This window comes from Variovorax paradoxus, from assembly GCF_009498455.1.
Taxonomy (GTDB): domain Bacteria; phylum Pseudomonadota; class Gammaproteobacteria; order Burkholderiales; family Burkholderiaceae_C; genus Variovorax; species Variovorax paradoxus_H.
This window is the reverse complement of sequence record NZ_CP045644.1, coordinates 6,390,016-6,406,825: the sequence shown is the minus strand read 5'-3', so window position 1 is coordinate 6,406,825 and position 16,810 is coordinate 6,390,016. Positions and strand designations below refer to the sequence as shown.

General features: G+C 67.0%; 18 protein-coding genes. 11 read left to right on the top strand and 7 right to left on the bottom strand.

Going from position 1 to position 16,810, the window contains the following annotated elements:
- The first annotated feature begins 25 nt into the window (after positions 1–25).
- The gene (locus tag GFK26_RS29685) at positions 26–973 is read left to right on the top strand and encodes a YihY/virulence factor BrkB family protein (protein WP_153285112.1); all 948 of its coding nucleotides are present in this window, start codon (positions 26–28) and stop codon (positions 971–973) included.
- On the opposite strand, the gene GFK26_RS29680 is transcribed toward GFK26_RS29685, so the two are convergent.
- Both GFK26_RS29680 and GFK26_RS29675 read right to left on the bottom strand, forming a co-directional pair.
- Positions 921–1,679: a 3-hydroxyacyl-CoA dehydrogenase gene (locus GFK26_RS29680; protein ID WP_153285111.1), complete on the bottom strand. Its 759-nt coding sequence runs from the start codon at positions 1,677–1,679 to the stop codon at positions 921–923. The genes GFK26_RS29685 and GFK26_RS29680 overlap by 53 nt on opposite strands.
- A gap of 129 nt (positions 1,680–1,808) precedes the next feature.
- Positions 1,809–2,360 carry a phasin family protein gene (locus GFK26_RS29675; RefSeq protein WP_095950673.1) on the bottom strand — a complete coding sequence of 184 codons (552 nt, stop codon included), beginning with the start codon at positions 2,358–2,360 and terminating at the stop codon, positions 1,809–1,811.
- A gap of 184 nt (positions 2,361–2,544) precedes the next feature.
- Here GFK26_RS29675 and GFK26_RS29670 point away from each other — a divergent pair, with 184 nt between their 5' ends.
- Complete coding sequence (locus tag GFK26_RS29670; RefSeq protein ID WP_153285110.1) at positions 2,545–3,471, top strand: histone deacetylase; 927 nt, start codon at positions 2,545–2,547, stop codon at positions 3,469–3,471.
- On the top strand, positions 3,458–3,931 hold the full coding sequence (locus GFK26_RS29665; RefSeq protein ID WP_153285109.1) for an acyl-CoA thioesterase: 474 nt from the start codon (positions 3,458–3,460) through the stop codon (positions 3,929–3,931). Before GFK26_RS29670 ends, GFK26_RS29665 begins: the two co-directional genes overlap by 14 nt.
- Positions 3,932–3,985: 54 nt before the next feature.
- On the opposite strand, the gene GFK26_RS29660 is transcribed toward GFK26_RS29665, so the two are convergent.
- Together GFK26_RS29660 and GFK26_RS29655 are read right to left on the bottom strand one after the other, a co-directional pair.
- Entirely contained in the window at positions 3,986–4,396 is a 411-nt protein-coding gene (locus GFK26_RS29660) for a hypothetical protein (RefSeq protein ID WP_153285108.1), read from the bottom strand.
- A 55-nt stretch (positions 4,397–4,451) separates the two neighbouring features.
- The gene (locus tag GFK26_RS29655; protein WP_153285107.1) at positions 4,452–4,685 is read right to left on the bottom strand and encodes a CsbD family protein; all 234 of its coding nucleotides are present in this window, start codon (positions 4,683–4,685) and stop codon (positions 4,452–4,454) included.
- 180 nt (positions 4,686–4,865) lie between these two features.
- Here GFK26_RS29655 and pncB point away from each other — a divergent pair, with 180 nt between their 5' ends.
- From pncB to GFK26_RS29615, 8 genes are all read left to right on the top strand, one after another.
- Positions 4,866–6,086, top strand: a complete 1,221-nt coding sequence (gene pncB / locus GFK26_RS29650; RefSeq protein ID WP_153285106.1) for a nicotinate phosphoribosyltransferase — start codon at positions 4,866–4,868, stop codon at positions 6,084–6,086.
- A 49-nt stretch (positions 6,087–6,135) separates the two neighbouring features.
- Positions 6,136–7,548 carry a sodium:proton antiporter gene (locus GFK26_RS29645; protein ID WP_153285105.1) on the top strand — a complete coding sequence of 471 codons (1,413 nt, stop codon included), beginning with the start codon at positions 6,136–6,138 and terminating at the stop codon, positions 7,546–7,548.
- 34 nt (positions 7,549–7,582) lie between these two features.
- Positions 7,583–8,575, top strand: a complete 993-nt coding sequence (locus tag GFK26_RS29640) for a 2-hydroxyacid dehydrogenase (RefSeq protein WP_153285104.1) — start codon at positions 7,583–7,585, stop codon at positions 8,573–8,575.
- A 42-nt stretch (positions 8,576–8,617) separates the two neighbouring features.
- On the top strand, positions 8,618–9,988 hold the full coding sequence (locus GFK26_RS29635; protein ID WP_153286148.1) for a DNA recombination protein RmuC: 1,371 nt from the start codon (positions 8,618–8,620) through the stop codon (positions 9,986–9,988).
- On the top strand, positions 9,985–11,148 hold the full coding sequence (locus tag GFK26_RS29630) for an MFS transporter (RefSeq protein ID WP_153285103.1): 1,164 nt from the start codon (positions 9,985–9,987) through the stop codon (positions 11,146–11,148). The genes GFK26_RS29635 and GFK26_RS29630 overlap by 4 nt, the downstream gene beginning before the upstream one ends.
- 130 nt (positions 11,149–11,278) lie before the next feature.
- Entirely contained in the window at positions 11,279–12,817 is a 1,539-nt protein-coding gene (locus GFK26_RS29625; RefSeq protein ID WP_153285102.1) for a DHA2 family efflux MFS transporter permease subunit, read from the top strand.
- A gap of 89 nt (positions 12,818–12,906) precedes the next feature.
- Positions 12,907–13,371, top strand: coding sequence for a hypothetical protein (locus GFK26_RS29620; RefSeq protein WP_153285101.1), 465 nt, complete (start codon positions 12,907–12,909; stop codon positions 13,369–13,371).
- A complete protein-coding gene (locus GFK26_RS29615; protein WP_153285100.1) occupies positions 13,368–14,015 on the top strand; it encodes a TetR/AcrR family transcriptional regulator in 648 nt (215 codons plus the stop codon). The genes GFK26_RS29620 and GFK26_RS29615 overlap by 4 nt, the downstream gene beginning before the upstream one ends.
- 9 nt (positions 14,016–14,024) lie before the next feature.
- Here GFK26_RS29615 and GFK26_RS29610 read toward each other — a convergent pair whose 3' ends face one another.
- The 3 genes from GFK26_RS29610 to earP form a co-directional block, all read right to left on the bottom strand.
- Positions 14,025–14,888, bottom strand: a complete 864-nt coding sequence (locus tag GFK26_RS29610) for a TIGR00730 family Rossman fold protein (protein ID WP_153285099.1) — start codon at positions 14,886–14,888, stop codon at positions 14,025–14,027.
- A gap of 117 nt (positions 14,889–15,005) precedes the next feature.
- Positions 15,006–15,560, bottom strand: coding sequence for an elongation factor P (gene efp, locus GFK26_RS29605; RefSeq protein WP_093011949.1), 555 nt, complete (start codon positions 15,558–15,560; stop codon positions 15,006–15,008).
- A gap of 153 nt (positions 15,561–15,713) precedes the next feature.
- Positions 15,714–16,799, bottom strand: coding sequence for an elongation factor P maturation arginine rhamnosyltransferase EarP (gene earP / locus GFK26_RS29600; protein WP_153285098.1), 1,086 nt, complete (start codon positions 16,797–16,799; stop codon positions 15,714–15,716).
- Positions 16,800–16,810: the final 11 nt, after the last annotated feature.

The following is a 16,810-nucleotide window of genomic DNA, read 5'->3' as shown; positions in this document are numbered from 1 at the left end:
ACCCCGCCGCAAATCCACATCACGCATGAAGACGCCCCTGCCTTTGCAACACGCCGCGCCGCTGCTGCGCCATCCGCTGCGCTTCGTCTGGGGCGCGCTCAAGGACTTCCGTGCCAACCAGGGGTTGCTGCTGGCGGGAGCGGTCGCCTACTACGCGCTGCTGTCCATCGTGCCGCTGCTGATCGTGAGCGTGATGGCGCTGTCGCACGTGATCGACCAGGCCGAGCTGCTGCGCACCATCGGGCGCTACCTCGAATGGCTGCTGCCGGGCCAGTCGAAAGCCATCGTGGCCGAGCTGTCGAGCTTCCTGGACCACCGCTCGGTGCTTGGGCCCGTGCTGCTGGTGACGATGATTTTCTTCAGCTCACTGGCATTCAGCGTGCTCGAAAGCGCGATGGCGGTGATCTTTCATCACCGCAAGGACGATCACAAGCGCCACTTTCTCGTGTCGGTGGCGATGCCGTACCTCTACATCCTGAGCCTGTGCGCGGGGCTGTTGCTGGTCACGCTGGTGTCGGGCGCGCTGCAACTCGTGGGGCAGGAAAGCGTCGACCTGCTGGGGCGCAGCTGGTCGCTGTCGGGCATTTCGGGGGTGTTGCTGTACCTGCTGGGGCTGGGCGGCGAGATCTTCATGCTGACCTCGCTGTACCTCGTGATGCCGGCCGGGCGCATGTCGTTGCGGCATGCGCTGCTGGGCGGCGTGACCGCTGCGCTCTTGTGGGAGGCCACGCGGCGCGTGCTGATCTGGTATTTCTCGACGCTGTCGCAGGTGAACATCGTTTACGGCTCGCTCACCACGGCGATCGTGGTGCTGCTGAGCCTGGAAATCGCCGCCATGCTGGTGCTGCTCGGGGCCCAGGTGATCGCGAACTACGAGCGCCTGGACCGCACCGGCAGCACGAAGCTGCCGGCGTCCGAGGTCAGCGAGGGGCCAATCGAATCGCTCCGTCCAGACGAATCACCTCGCCGTTGAGCATGTCGTTCTCGATGATGTGCTTGGCCAGCTTGGCGTAATCGTCGGGCGTGCCCAGGCGCGACGGGAAGGGCACGCTGGCGGCCAGCGCGTCCTGCACCTCTTGCGGCATGCCGAACAGCATGGGCGTGCCGAAGATGCCGGGGGCGATGGTCATGTTGCGGATGCCGCTGCGCGCGAGGTCGCGGGCGATGGGCAGGGTCATGCCGACCACGCCGCCCTTCGAGGCGCTGTAGGCGGCCTGGCCGATCTGGCCGTCGTAGGCCGCGACCGAGGCGGTCGAAATCAGCACGCCGCGTTCGCCGGTGGCCTCGGGCTCGTTCTTGCCCATGGCGTCGGCCGCCAGGCGGATCATGTTGAAGCTGCCGATCAGGTTGACCGTGACGGTCTTGCTGAACACGGCCAGCGCGTGCGGGCCGTTCTTGCCCACGGTCTTTTCGGCCGGTGCGATGCCGGCGCAGTTGACGAGGCCCATCAGCTTGCCGAGCTTGACGGCAGCAGCCACCACGGCCTGGCCGTCGGCTTCCTGGCTCACGTCGCACTTGACGAACACGCCGCCGATTTCCTTCGCAACGGCTTCGCCCTTGTCAGCCTGCATGTCGGCGATGACCACCTTGGCGCCGTTGGCGGCCAGCATGCGCGCCGTGCCTTCGCCGAGGCCCGAAGCGCCACCGGTCACGATAAAAACCTTGCCGTCGATTTGCATTGAGAGTCTCCAGAAATGAGACCTGCATTATCGAAGACGCCGCCGGACGAAAAAAAAGGCCTCGTCGTGAGACGAGGCCCTGAATTGGATCCGTGAGGACCCAAGGAGACAACTGGTGGTGGTCGGTGCTTAGCGCTTGCGCGAAGCGGTGGCCGTCTTGGCAGCGGCGACGGCTTGGGTCGACACGGCGTTGAAGTTGGCTTCGGCGACGTCCGACGCTTGCTTGACGGCCTTCTGGACCGATTCGAAAGCGTTGTTGGCGGCAGCCACGGCGCTCTTCAGCACGGCGACGGCGGTTTCCGAACCGGCGGGGGCGTTCTTGGAAGCGCTGTCGACGAGGCCGACGAAGGCTTGCTGGGCTTCAGCGGCCTTGGCTTCGAAAGCCTTCGAGAATTCGGTGCTGGTGCCTTGGGCGATGTCGTACAGGTGACGGCTGTAGGCAGCGGTCTTTTCGGCCAGGGGCTGGAACAGGCTGGCTTGCAGCGTCAGCAGCTCTTGGGCGTCCTTGACGTTCAGGGCAGCTTGAGCGGTGCTCTGGGCTTCGGTCAGGGCGGCCTTGGAGGCGGTCACGTTCAGTTCGACCAGCTTTTCAACGCCTTCGAAAGCCTTGGTGGTCAGGCCGAACAGGGTTTCGAGGTTTGCTTTTTGAGCGGCGAGGATTTGGTCAGCGGTCAGGGCCATTTGAGATCTCCAGAAAGGATGATGGGGTGGTCGATTCACGTTGCGCTGCGCCTCGTCGTTCATGTTGCGGTGCAGCATGACCTGAAGTATAGGCAGCTGAACGCAGCGATCAAGTGCTTTTTGCTGCTGTGCAGCAATTTAGAAGCGGCCTTCTAAATCCGGCCTGCACGGCCAGAATGCGGTCATGCGTGCTTTCTATTCCGGGCAGTTCGTGCTGCCTTTGCCGCCGGGCCACCGCTTTCCCATGTCGCGCTACGCGATGCTGCGCGACCGCCTGCAGGAGCAGCTGCCGGCTGTCGAGATGGACCCGGCCCCGCGCGCCACCGACGACGAGCTGGCGCTGGCCCACACGCCCGAATGGATCGCCGCCGTCAGCGAAGGCCGCGTGAGCCCGCAGGCCATGCGCGAGATCGGCTTTCCCTGGAGCGAGGCGATGGTCGAGCGCTCGCGCCGTTCCACCGGCGCCACCATCGCCGCCTGCCGCGCGGCCTTCGCGGGCGGCGTGTCGGCCAACATGGCGGGCGGCACGCACCACGCCTACGCCGACAAGGGCAGCGGCTTCTGCGTCTTCAACGACGCGGCGGTGGCGGCGCGGCTCATGCAGGCCGAGCAGGCCCGCACCGGCCGGCTGCTCAGGGTGGCGATGATCGATCTCGACGTGCACCAGGGCAACGGCACGGCCTGCATCTTCCAGGGCGACCCGAGCGTGTTCACGCTGTCGGTGCACGGCCAGAAGAATTTCCCGTTCCGCAAGGAGGCGAGCGACCTCGACGTGGAACTGCCCGACGGCTGCGGCGACACCGACTACCTCGCGGCGCTGGAGAACGCGCTCGACGAACTCGACCGCCGTTTTTCGCCCGGCCTCGTGATCTACCTGGCTGGCGCCGACCCCTTCGAGCGCGATCGGCTCGGCCGGCTTAAGTTGAGCTTCGACGGCCTGGAGGCGCGCGATCGCCGCGTGTTCGACTGGACCTGGCAGCGCCGCATCCCGACCGCCTTCGCGATGGCCGGCGGCTACGCCAGCGACATCGCCGAGACCGTGCAGGTGCAGTTGGGCACCTTCCGTGTGGCGCTGGACTACTGGCGCCGCTGGCAAAATGCCGCGCGATGAGCGCCCCGAATCCGACACCCACCCCAAGCCCAAGCCCACGCCCCACACCCGCAGCGCCTACCGGGCGTTTCGCAGCATCCCGACGCGCTGGGCCGACAACGACATGTACGGCCACGTCAACAACGTCGTCTACTACAGCTGGTTCGACACCGCGGTGAACGCGCTGCTCATCGAGCGCGGCGCGCTCGACATCCACGGCGGCCAGACCATCGGCTTCGTGGTCGAGACGCAGTGCAACTACTTCGCGCCGGTGGCGTTCCCTCAGACGGTGGAGGCCGGCATCCGCGTCGCGCAGGCGGGCCGTTCGAGTGTGCGCTACGAGATCGCGCTGTTCGCCGAGGGCGCCGACACCGCCGCCGCGCAGGGGCACTTCGTGCACGTGTACGTCGACCGCGCGACGCAGCGGCCGGTGCCGTTGCCCGAGGCGCTGCAGCAGGTGGTCGATTCGCTGCGCGCCTGAGCGCCCAAGAAAAACGGCGCCCGCGGGCGCCGTCGTGGGTGGGGCAGGCCCCGCTTACATCGTCTTCTTCATGGCCTTGATATCGGCCTTGCCCTGGGCCTCGTCGGCCTTGGCCTGCTTCACGCACGCAGCCTTGGCTTCGCCCTGCTGGTCGTCGCACTTTTCCTTCGCGACTTCATAGGCGGCCTTCACTTTCTCTTCGGCCACCTTGCGGGCATGGCTGTCGCTCGGCTGGTACTGCTGCTCCAGTTCGGCCTTGGCCACTTCTTCCTTGCCCTTGGCTTCCTTCTGGCAGACGTCCTTGGCGTTGTCCTTCATCGTGTCGCACTGGGTCTTGGCGAGCTTGTAGTCGGCTTCGACCTTTTCCTTGGCGACCTTGTACTCGTCCTTGGTCATCGCGCCGGCCTGGCCGGCGACGAAGCAGGTGGAAGCAAGGGCGAGGATGGCGAGGTGCTGTTTTTTCATGGTGTGTGTCCTTTGCGGTGAATGAGGCAAGAGCGCAGGGCGCGTTCGTGGGTTCTCAGTACTTCTCGTACCAGAGCGCGTCGGGCGAGCGGCCGTCGCGAGATTCCCAATCCTTCACCTGCTTCTCGGCCTCGTCGCGGCTGATGCCGTGGCGTTCCTGGATGCGGCCCAGCAGCTGGTCGCGCTTGCCTGCGATGACGTCGAAGTCGTCGTCGGTCAGCTTGCCCCACTGCTCCTTGACCTTGCCCTTGAGCTGCTTCCAGTTGCCTTCGATGGTGTCCTTGTTCATGCGAATCTCCTTGCGTAAGAGTGATGACCCGGCGGAACTTGCCGCCGCCGTGAAATCAATGTCGCGTGAGTGATTCCCCCTGCCGGTAGGACGTGCAGAGCGGCCATCGTAGGCAGAGGCCGACTCGGGCCGTGATAATGGAACGGACCCCGCAGCCAGAGACCCGAGACACCGCGCACCATGATCATTCACAGCCTGCTCGACACCGACCTCTACAAGTTCACGATGATGCAGGTGGTCCTGCACCACTTTCCGGGGGCGCGGGTCGAGTACCGCTTCAAGTGCCGCAACCCCGGCGTCAACCTCGCGCAGTTCGCGGGCCAGATCCGCGACGAGATCCGCAGCCTGTGCTCGCTGCAGTTCCGCGACGCCGAACTGGCCTACCTGCGCTCGATGCGCTTCATCAAGAGCGACTTCGTCGACTTCCTGGGCCTGTTCAGGCTCAACGAGAAGTACATCAACGTCATCCCCCAGCCCTCGGGCGAGCTCGAGATCCGCATCAAGGGGCCGTGGCTGCACACCATCCTGTTCGAGATCCCGGTGCTGGCCATCGTGAACGAGGTCTACTTTCGCAACACGCAGAAGAACCCCGACTTCGAAGAAGGCCGCCGCCGCCTCGATCTCAAGATCAGCCAGCTGCAAGAGGCCGGCCTGGGCGACCTCAAGATTGCCGACTACGGCACGCGCCGCCGCTTCTCCAAAGACTGGCACGAAGAAGTGTTGCGCACGCTGACGCAACGGCTCGGCGCCGTGGTCTCGCCGCCGGCCAAGTCGCCCGCCGGCGAACACCTGCCGCAGCTGGCGGGCACCAGCAACGTGCTGTACGCCATGAAGCTCGGCCTCATTCCGCTGGGCACCATGGCGCACGAGTACCTGCAGGCCTGCCAGGCCCTGGGCCCGCGGCTGCGTGACAGCCAGATCTTCGGCTTCGAGAGCTGGGCGCGTGAATACCGCGGCGACCTGGGCATTGCGCTGTCCGACGTGTACGGCATGAGCGCCTTCCTGCGCGACTTCGACCTGTACTTCTGCAAGCTCTTCGACGGCGCGCGCCACGACAGCGGCGACCCGTTCCAGTGGGGCGAGCGCATGCTGGCGCACTACCACGCGAACCGGGTCGATCCGCTCACCAAGACGCTGATCTTCAGCGACGGCCTCACGGTGCCGCGAACCATCGAGCTGTACCAGCAGTTCCGCGGCCGCTGCCTGCTGGCCTTCGGCATCGGCACCAACCTCACGAACGACCTCGGCTACGAGCCGCTGCAGATCGTCATCAAGATGATCCAGTGCAATGACCAGCCGGTGGCCAAGCTGTCGGATACGCCGTCCAAGAACATGTGCGAGGACGAGAAATACCTGGCCTACCTGCGCCAGGTGTTCGAGATCGAACAACCCCCCGCGTGAACCCTGTACCGACCCCCGTACGGCACTTCGTCTGGTACGGTACAGCCCCATGAAAAACCCCCTCCGACTGGCCGCGGCCGCACTGTTGCCGCTGATGTTTCCTGCCCTCGCGTCGGCCGCCGAATTCAACGGCGCCACTCTGTCGCCGCTGTGGGGCGTGCCCTTCGCGGGCATCCTGCTGTCGATCGCGCTCATGCCGTTGCTGGTGCCGTCGTTCTGGCATCACCACTACGGCAAGGTGTCGGCGGCCTGGTCGCTGGCTTTCCTGCTGCCGTTCGCGGCGATCTACGGCGCGCCGCTGGCCGGGGCGCAGACGGTGCATGCGCTGGTCGAGGAATACATCCCCTTCATCATCCTGCTCACCGCGCTGTTCACGGTGGCCGGTGGCATCCACATCCGGGGCAACCTGCATGGGGCGCCGGGGCTCAACACGGCGATCCTGGCCATCGGCGCGGTGCTCGCGAGCTTCATGGGCACCACGGGCGCCTCGATGCTGCTGATTCGCCCGCTGATCCGCGCCAACGACAACCGGGCGAACCGCGCGCACGTGGTCGTGTTTTTCATCTTCATCGTCTCGAACGCGGGCGGTTCGCTCACGCCGCTGGGCGATCCGCCGCTGTTCCTGGGCTTCCTGAAGGGCGTCGACTTCTTCTGGACCGCCAAGCACATCCTGCCCGACACGCTGTTCATTCTGGCCGTGCTGCTCGTGCTGTTCTACCTGATCGACCGCTATTACTACCGCAAGGAAGGCGTGCTGCCGGTCGACCCGACGCCCGACACCAAGCGCATCGGCTTCGACGGCGCCATCAACTTCGTGCTGCTGGGCGGCGTGGTCGCCCTGGTGCTGATCAGCGGCTTCTGGAAGTCGCCGGTCACCTTCGACATCTACGGCTCCAAGATGGGCCTGCCGGGGCTGGTGCGCGACGTGGGCCTCATTGCCCTCACGCTGCTGTCGCTGAAGATCACCGCGCCCAAGGTGCACGCCGACAACCAGTTCGAGTGGGGCCCGATGGCCGAGGTGGCCAAGCTCTTCGCCGGCATTTTCCTGACCATCATCCCGGTGATCGCCATGCTCAAGGCCGGCACGCAGGGCCCGTTCGGCGCCATCGTCGCTGCCGTGACGCGCGCCGACGGCCAGCCCGACCCGGCCATGTACTTCTGGGCCACCGGCATCCTGAGCTCGTTCCTGGACAACGCGCCCACCTACCTCGTGTTCTTCAACACGGCGGGCGGCGACCCGGTGGCGCTCATGACCACCTATGCGACCACGCTGGCCGCCATCTCGGCCGGCGCCGTGTTCATGGGCGCGAACACCTACATCGGCAACGCGCCGAACCTGATGGTCAAGGCCATCGCCGAAAGCCGCGGCGTGCGCATGCCCAGCTTCTTCGGCTACATGCTGTGGTCGGGCGCGATCCTGATTCCGCTGTTCGTGCTGACCACCTTCATCTTCTTCGTCTGATCCTTCCCACACGTTCAAGAAAGAGACACGTTCCATGAGCAGCAGCAAGCCCAAGATCCTGGTCGCGCGCGCGGTGTTCCCCGAGACCCTCGCGCGCCTCGCGCAGCATTTCGAGGTCGAGTCGAACCAGGCCGATGAAACTTGGAGCAAGGACCAACTGATCGCGAAGCTGCAAGGCAAGCAGGGCGCCTTCACTACCGGCAGCGAGCGCATCGATGCCGCCGTGCTCGACGCCTGCCCCGAGCTGAAGATCTGCGCCAACATGGCCGTGGGCTACAACAACTTCGACGTCGATGCCATGGCCGCGCGCGGCGTGCTGGGCACCAACGCGCCCGACGTGCTGACCGAGACCACGGCCGACTTCGGCTTTGCGCTGCTCATGGCCACCGCGCGCCGCATCACCGAGAGCGAACACTTCCTGCGCGCCGGCAAGTGGGAAAAGTGGAGCTACGACATGTTCGCCGGCTCCGACATCCACGGGTCCACGCTCGGCATCATCGGCATGGGCCGCATCGGGCAGGGCATTGCCAAGCGTGGCGCACACGGCTTCGGCATGAACGTGATCTATCACAACCGTTCGCGCCTCGACGCCGCGCTCGAAGCCGAATGCAAGGCCCGCTACGTCGGCAAGGAAGAGCTGCTCAAGACCGCCGACCACGTCGTGCTGGTCGTGCCGTACTCGCCGGCGTCGCACCACACCATCGGCGCGGCCGAGATCGCGCTCATGAAGCCGACCGCCACGCTGATCAACATCGCGCGCGGCGGCATCGTCGACGACGCCGCGCTGGCCGTGGCGCTGCGCGAAAAGCGCATCGCCGCCGCCGGCCTCGACGTGTTCGAGGGCGAGCCCAAGGTCCACCCCGACCTGCTGACCGTGCCCAACGTGGTGCTCACGCCGCACATCGCCAGCGCCACCGTGCCCACGCGCCGTGCGATGGCCGACCTGGCGGCCGACAACCTCATCGCCTGGGGCAGCGGCAAGGGCGCGCTGACGCCGGTCACGCCGGTGCCATCGGCCGCGAAGTAACCTGACATCTGACCGCGAGAGCGACACGCCCCCACCTTGGAACTGACGGAATTGATTCTTCTTGTACTGGCCGCACTCGCCGTGGTGCAGCTGGTGCTGGTCATCTGGCTGCTGGCCCGCCGGCAACCCGCACCTGATCACAGCGAGATGCTGGGCGTGCTTGCCGCGATGGGCAACGCCAACGAGCGCACCGAACGCGAACTGCGCCGCGAGATCGGAGAGAACTCGCGCGGTGCACGCCAGGAAACCGCGCAGGCGTTCGCCACCTTCCAGCAGTCATTGACGCAACAGGGCGCCGAGGCCACGCGCACGCAGAACGCGCAGCTCGACGCCTTTTCGCTGCAGCTCGCCTCGCTGCAGAAAACCCTGGCCGACACGCTGAACACCCAACTGCAGGGCCTGAGCGAATCGAACGCACGCCGCCTCGCCGAAGTGCGTACGACCATGGAAACCCAGCTCGCGCAGCTGCAGCAGAGCAATGCCGCCAAGCTCGACGAGATGCGCAAGACCGTCGACGAGAAGCTGCAGAGCACGCTCGAAGCGCGACTGGGCGAGAGCTTCAAGCAGGTGGCCGACCGGCTCGAGCAGGTGCACAAGGGCCTGGGCGAGATGCAGACGCTGGCCGTCGGCGTCGGCAGCCTGCAGCGCGTGCTGACCAACGTGAAGACGCGCGGCGTATTCGGCGAGGTGCAGCTCGAGGCGCTGCTCGAGCAGGTGCTCACGCCCGAGCAGTACGCGCGCCAGATCGAGACCAAGCCGCGCAGCGGCCAGCGTGTCGACTTCGCGATCCGCTTTCCGGGGCGCGGCGACGACGGCGCGCCGGTGTGGCTGCCGATCGATGCCAAGTTTCCGCGCGACGACTACGAACGCCTCATCGACGCCCACGAGCGCGCCGATGCCGCCGGCGCCGAGGCCGCGGCCAAGGCGCTCGAAGCGCGCATTCGCACCGAGGCCAAATCGATCGCCGAGAACTACCTCGCGGCGCCGCACACCACCGACTTCGCCATCCTCTTCCTGCCGGTCGAAAGCCTTTACGCCGAGGTGCTGCGCCGCCCCGGCCTGATGGACGCCATTCAACGTCAGCACCGCGTGACGCTGGCCGGCCCGACCACCTTGCTCGCCATGCTCAACAGCCTGCACATGGGCTTTCGCACACTGGCACTGGAGCGTCAGGCCTCTGAAGTCTGGAAGGTGCTCGGCGCGGTCAAGACCGAATTCGAGCGCTATGGCGAATGGGTGGCGCGCATCAAGGAACAGGTGGCCAAGGCCTCCGACACCATCGACAAGGCCGACACGCGCGCCAAGCAGATGCGGCTGGCGCTGCGCAAGGTCGAGGCCTTGCCCGAGGCGCAGTCCGAGGCGTTGCTGCCGCCCGTTGCCGACGCTGACAGCGAGGGCGACGACACCCCGTGAAAGGTTCTGAACTGCTGCGCGTCATCGTGGCGCAGGTCTGTTTGCACGCCACGATGGCGGGCATGCGGCTCGCTACTCCGCTGCTCGCGCTGCAGCAAGGCTACAGCGCAGCGGCCGTCGGCCTGCTGATCGCGCTGTTCGCGCTGACCCAGGTGTTTCTCGCGCTCCCGGCCGGGCGCTTTGCCGACCGGCATGGGCTCAAGCGCCCGCTGTGGCTGTCGGTGATCGCGGCCTCGGGCGGGGCAGGGCTGGCGCTGGTCTTTCCGGTGTTTCCGGTCGTGTGCATCGCCGCATTGCTGACCGGCGGCGCCACCGGCGCGACCGTCATCGCGCTGCAGCGGCACGTGGGCCGCTCGGCCACCGATCCGACGCAACTCAAGCGCGTGTTCAGTTGGCTGGCCATCGCACCGGCCGCGGCGAACTTCGTCGGGCCCTTCCTCGCCGGCATGCTGATCGACCACGCCGGCCGCGCGCCGGCCGACCTGCTGGCGTTTCGCATCTGCTTCGCCGTGATGGCTTTCCTGCCGCTGTTGTGCTGGCTGCTGGCGCGCGGCGCGCACGAGCCGCCACGGGTGCCGCCGGTACCGGGCGCCGCGCCCACGCGGGCTTGGGACCTGCTGCGCGAGCCGATGTTCCGCCGCCTGCTGTTCGTGAACTGGCTGCAGTCGTCGAGCTGGGATGTGCATGCCTTCGTGCTGCCGGTGCTGGGCCACGACCGCGGCATCAGCGCTTCGGTGATCGGTTCCATCCTCGGCGCCTTCGCGATCGCGGCGGCGGTCATCCGCGTGGTGCTGCCGCTGATCGCATCGCGCGCGTCGGAACGCAGCGTGATCCTGAGCTCGACCGTCGTCACGGCCGCCGTGTTCGCCGTCTACCCGTTGCTGGATTCGCCATGGACCATGGGCATCTGCTCCGTGATCCTGGGCTTCGCGCTCGGCGCCGTGCAACCGATGGTGATGAGCATGCTGCACCAGATCACGCCGCATGCGCGGCATGGCGAGGCGCTGGGGCTGCGGCTCATGACGATCAACGCATCGAGCGTCGCGATGCCGATGCTGTTCGGCTCGCTCGGTGCGCTGATCGGCATCACCGGCGTGTTCTGGGTGGTGGGCGGCGTGCTGGCGCTGGGCGCGAAAGCGACCTGGGGATTGAAGCTCTGACGTGCACGGGAGGGCGCCTGACGGCGGCCTGAATCCCATGTTGCAAATGACAGCAATTCTCATTTGATTGACAAAATACTGACCCAAAGTCAGTATCGGCGCCTTCTTCGTTTCTGACCCGAAGGCGTCCATGGACTCCCATTCCCCGTCGGCGGCTGCCGACCCGCGCCGCCGCCTGGCCCTGGTGGCGGCGGTCTACCTCGGCAGCTTCATTGCCACGCTCGACGTGAGCATCGTCAACGTCGCGCTGCCCACGCTGCAGCGCGCGCTCGCGACCGACCTGGCCGGGCTGCAGTGGGTGATCGACATTTATGCGCTGTGCCTGTCGGCCTTCATGCTGTCGGCCGGGCCCCTCGGCGACCGCTACGGCCGCAAGCGCGCCTGGCTGGCCGGCGTGGTGGTCTTCACCGTGGGCTCGGCGATGTGTGCGATGGCGTCGGGCCTGCCCATGCTGCTCGCGGGCCGCGCGGTGCAGGGCGTGGCGGGCGCGCTGATGATCCCGGGCGCGCTGTCGCTGCTGGCGCACGCTTTCCCCGAGCCGGCGAGCCGCGCGCGGGTGATCGGCGGCTGGTCGTCGTTCACTGCGCTGTCACTGATCCTCGGGCCGATGCTCGGCGGCCTGCTGGTGGACCACGCGGGCTGGCAGAGTATTTTTCTCATCAACCTGCCGATCGGCGTGCTGACCGTGGCGCTGGGCGTGTGGGTCCTGCGCGAGTCGTCGCACCCTGAGCATGCGGCGCTCGACCCGGCGGGGCAGGTGCTCAGCGTGCTCTGGCTGGGCGCGCTGACCTACGGGCTGATCGCGGCGGGCGAACACGGCTGGGGCTCGCGCCACGCGGTGATCGCGCTCGTGGCAGCGGGTGTCGGGCTGGCGCTGTTCCTGGCCGTGGAGGCGCGCGTGGAGCGGCCGCTGCTGCCGCTGGCGCTGTTCCGTGACGCGCGCTTTTCGGTCACCAACTTTGCCTCTTTCGTACTCGGCTTTTCCACCTACGCGAGCCTGTTCTTCTTTTCTTTGTTCCTGCAGCAGGTGCAGGGCTGGTCGGCCAGCGAGACCGGCTGGCGGCTGGTGCCGCAGTTCGTGGCGACGGGCCTCGTGGCCTCGCAGTTCGGCCGGCTGGCGCGCCGCTTCGATGTGCACACGCTGATGGTTGCGGGCTACGGGCTCATCGGCGCGGCGATGCTGCTGCTGACGCTGTTCTCGGCCGACACGCCGTACCTGCCGCTGGCGCTGCTCTTCGTGGCGCTGGGGGCGGGCGCGGGCCTGGCCGTACCGGCCACGAGCACGGCGGTGATGGCCTCGGTGCCCGCACAGCGCTCGGGCATGGCCTCGGCGACCATGAACGCGCTGCGCCAGGGCGGCATGCTGATCGGCATCGCGCTGCTCGGCACGCTGATGCGCACGCGTGCCACCGCATTGATGACCGAGTCGCTCGCGCGTGCCGGTGTGCCCGATGCATCGCAGGCGGCTGTGGCTGCGGTCTCGCGGCATGACCTCGGCGCGCTTGCGGCGCTCGACGCCGGCACCGCGCAGCGGCTCTTGAGCGATGCGCTCGCGGGTGGCTTCCATGCCGCGATGGCGTGCGCCGGCGTGGCCGGTTTGGTGGCGGCGGGGCTGCTGCTGCGCGTCAGGCCGCGTGCCACCGTGCTGGCCGCTGCCACGCGCGCCTGAATCGGGAGCCGTTCGCCATGCCCGCCGTACGCGTTCCTTTCCTGCGCCGGAGTGCCCGGCGCCTTCTTGTGATTCCGAAGGAGACTTTCATGGTCCGTCATGAACTCAGCCAATGGCCGCTGGTCATCAGCGTGTCCGCAGGCTTGCAGACGCTCGAAAGCATGCAGGTCTTCACCGAAGACTGGAACCGCTGGCTCGACCGCGGCGAACCTTTCATCTCGCTGCGCGTGTTCGCGGACGCCGACGCGCTGGTGCATCCCGAGGGCAGTGCGCAGCGCGCCAAGCAGTGGTTGCAGGCGCGCGGCGCCGACATCCGTCGCCACATGATGGGCATGGCGAGCGTGGTGCCCGCCGACCAGTTCGAGAAGATCAGCAAGATGAACGTCGAGAAGCTCTTCGGCATTCCTGCCAGCACCTTCGCCCGCACCGACGAAGCGTTGACCTGGCTGCGCGAGCGCGTGATGGCGCCGCGCGGATTGGTCCTCGATGCTGCGGCGGTGCGCGCCGCCATCGACACGGCACGCGCCGGTGCCATGGCCGGTTCCCGCGCATGACAAACAGCAACCCCGACGACACCCCCGCCACCGCCCGCCGCCGAACCAAGGCGCCGCAGACCCGCGCCGTTGCGCTGATGGACGCCGCCGAGCAGCTGTTCATCACCAAGGGCATTGCCGCCACCAGCATCGACGACATTGCGGCCGGTGCGCAGGTGGCCAAGGGCACCTTCTATCTGTACTTCCCGTCGAAGGAGGCGATGCTCGGCGCGCTGCAGCAGCGTTTCGTCGACACCTTCTGCGGGCGCCTGCAGGAGGCGATGGACCGCCATGCGCCGGGCAAGTACCGTGCGCGGCTCAAGGCCTGGGTGGAGACGGGGCTGGAGACCTACCTCGACAACGTCGCGCTGCACGACGTCGTGTTCCACGAGTACCGGCCCGAGGACCGGCGCATGCGCAACGACAACGTCGTCATCACGCAGCTCGTGACCCTGCTGACGCAGGGCGACGCCGCGGGCGTGTGGGAGGTCGAGGACCCAACGCTGACGGCGGTGATCCTCTTCAATGCATTGCACGGCGTGGCCGACGATGCCGTGGCCATGGGGTCGCATGCGAACTCCATGGCCGACCGCCGCCGCCGCGCCCGCGCGCTCACGCGCTTCTTCGAGCAGGCCCTGCGGCCCGACGACAGCGACGACGCCTGATCGCGTCGGTCAGAGTTTGTAGAAGCGTTTGATCGCGTCCCAGGCGTCTTCCGGCGCGTCGACGTACTCGAAGAGCTTCACGTCGCCCGGCGAGATCACGCCTTCGTCGACCAGGAAATCGAAGTCGATCAGCTTCTTCCAGTAGGCCGAACCGAACAGCACGATCGGCACCGGCTTCGACTTCTTGGTCTGCACCAGCGTGATGACTTCGAACAACTCGTCGAGCGTGCCGAAGCCGCCGGGGAACGCCACCAGCGCCTTCGCACGCATCATGAAATGCATCTTGCGGATCGCGAAGTAGTGGAACTTGAAGCTCAGCGCGGGCGTGACGTAGGGGTTGGCTTCTTCTTCCATCGGCAGCGCGATGGCCAGGCCGACCGAGAGGCCGCCGGCTTCGTGCGCGCCGCGGTTGGCCGCCTGCATGATGCCGGGGCCGCCGCCGGTGCACACGAAGAGCTTGTCCTGCGGTTCCTTCTTCTCGCTGTACTGCGCGACCAGCTTGCCGAAGGTGCGCGCCTTCTCGTAGTAATGCGAGTTGCGCGCGAGCCGGCGCCAGCGGTCGGCCACGGCCGTGTCGCCGGCCGCTTCGGCCTGCGTGACCAGCGCGGCGGCTTCGTCTTCGCTGCGGAAGCGCGCGCTGCCGAAGACCACCACCGTGTTCTCGATGCCGTGCGCGCGCTGCTCGAGGTCGGGCTTCATCAGCTCCAGCTGCATGCGGATGCCGCGCGTTTCGCGGCGCAGCAAGAACTCGGGATCGGCGAAGGCCAGGCGCGAGGGATCGGGGTCCAGGGGGAGGCCCCGGTCGGCATGGGACTGCAGCGTGGCCCAGGCATCGGCCAGGCGCTTGTCGTGAATGTTGTGCGTGTTGTTCATGGAACTGTCGAGCTGAATTGACTTGGCATTGTGCGCCGACGCAAGCGGTGTGCCCGCCAACGAAAAAGGCTCCTTGCGGAGCCTTTCGGGGTGGTGGTCAGCCGGGTGCGAGCGCGATCAGACGCGCTTGCGGTATTCGCCGGTGCGCGTGTCGATTTCGATCTTGTCGCCTTGTGCAACGAAGAGCGGCACGCCGATTTCGAAGCCGGTGGCGATCTTGGCGGGCTTCATGACCTTGCCCGAAGTGTCGCCCTTGACGGCCGGCTCGGTCCAGGTGATTTCGCGCTCGACGCTGGTCGGCAGTTCGACCGAGATGGCCTTGCCGTCATAGAACACCACTTCGACGGCCATGCCGTCTTCGAGGTAGTTCAGGGCGTCGCCCATGTTCTCGGCTTCGACTTCGTACTGGTTGTACTCGGTGTCCATGCAGACGTACATCGGGTCGGCGAAGTAGGAGTAGGTGCACTCCTTCTTGTCGAGCACGATCTGGTCGATCTTGTCGTCGGCCTTGAAGACCACTTCGGTGTTGAAGTTGGCGATCAGGCTCTTGAGCTTCATGCGCACGGTGGCGCTGTTGCGGCCGCCGCGGCTGTATTCGGTCTTCAGGACGACCATCGGGTCCTTGCCGTGCATGATGACGTTGCCGGCGCGGATTTCTTGAGCGATTTTCATATCAGGTTCTCTGGATGTTGGCCGCTCGGTGCGCGGGGCCCTCGGCGCTGTGTGCCGTCGTATCTGGCCCCGCCGTACATGTCCCGCGGCAGGTTTGGCGAAAGGCGTCCCGGACCACGGCGGTCAGGGCTGAATTCCGCAAAGCCCGCTATTTTAGCTTTTTCCGGCGACCAGCTGCCGCAGTTGGGCCAGCAGATCGTCCTGCGCGAGCAGCCTGTCGCGTGCCGCACGGGCGGTTTCGCGCCATGCCGCCAGCGGGCCGGGTGGGGGCAGGGCACGGTCGCCGAAGCCGTTCCAGGCGTGGTGAAAAAGCCGCAGCGCGGGCGGGGCGCCCAACCAGTCGAGCCAGGCATTGAGCTTGACGTGGTGCGCGTCGTCGTCCTGCGGGTAGATCTGCCAGACCAGCGGCGCGCAGGCCCAGAGCGCGCGCACCAGCGAGTCTTCGCCGCGCACGAAGTTGAGGTCGCAGGCCCACAGCAGGTGATCGAAATCCGCCTGGCTGAGGTAGGGGAGGTATGAAATTGATAGCGAGCTTTGACCGTCGAGCGGGCGATCTGACACACACGCCTGCACGGCGTGCGCGGCCCGGCCCGCGGTGACCAGCAAGCGCGTGGGCGCCGGGTCGGCAGCCAGCTGGGCGAGCAGGGCGGCCAGCGCCGGCGGCTCATAACAAAAGAGCGAGACCAGGCGCTCACCTTCGCGCCAGGGAATCTGCTGCGCCTCCAGCCAGCGCGCCCGGTCGAAGCGCGCCTGGCGCGCCATCAGGTCGGGCTCGCGCAGCAGGCCGCCGGTCGCGGGCGTGAAGCCCGGGTAGAAGAAACGTTTCGTCAGCCCGGCGCCTGGGCCCTTGAACACCGGCGACGGCAGTCGGTGCAGCTTCTCGACATAGGGCTCGGCCGACAGGTACTCGAGGTTGATCCAGGCCTGCGCATGGCTCGGGGTCTGCGCGAATCGCGCGACGAGCTCGGGTTCCGGGTCGCACCCGAAGGCCTCGACCAGCACTTCAGGCACCGAATCGGCAACGGCGCGGCGCACGGCTTCGGCATCGGACCAGTCGATCACCTGCACGCCGTCGCAGCCGGCCGGCGCCATCCAGTGCAGCGCCGTCGGGTCGTCGACCCACAGCCGCGCGCGTTCGCCCGCCGCCGCAAGCTGGCAGGCCAGGCGCCAGCAGACGCCCAGGTCGCCGTGGTTGTCGATGACTTTGCAGAAGATGTCCCATTGCATGCGCGTGCCCATGGCCGCGAGTG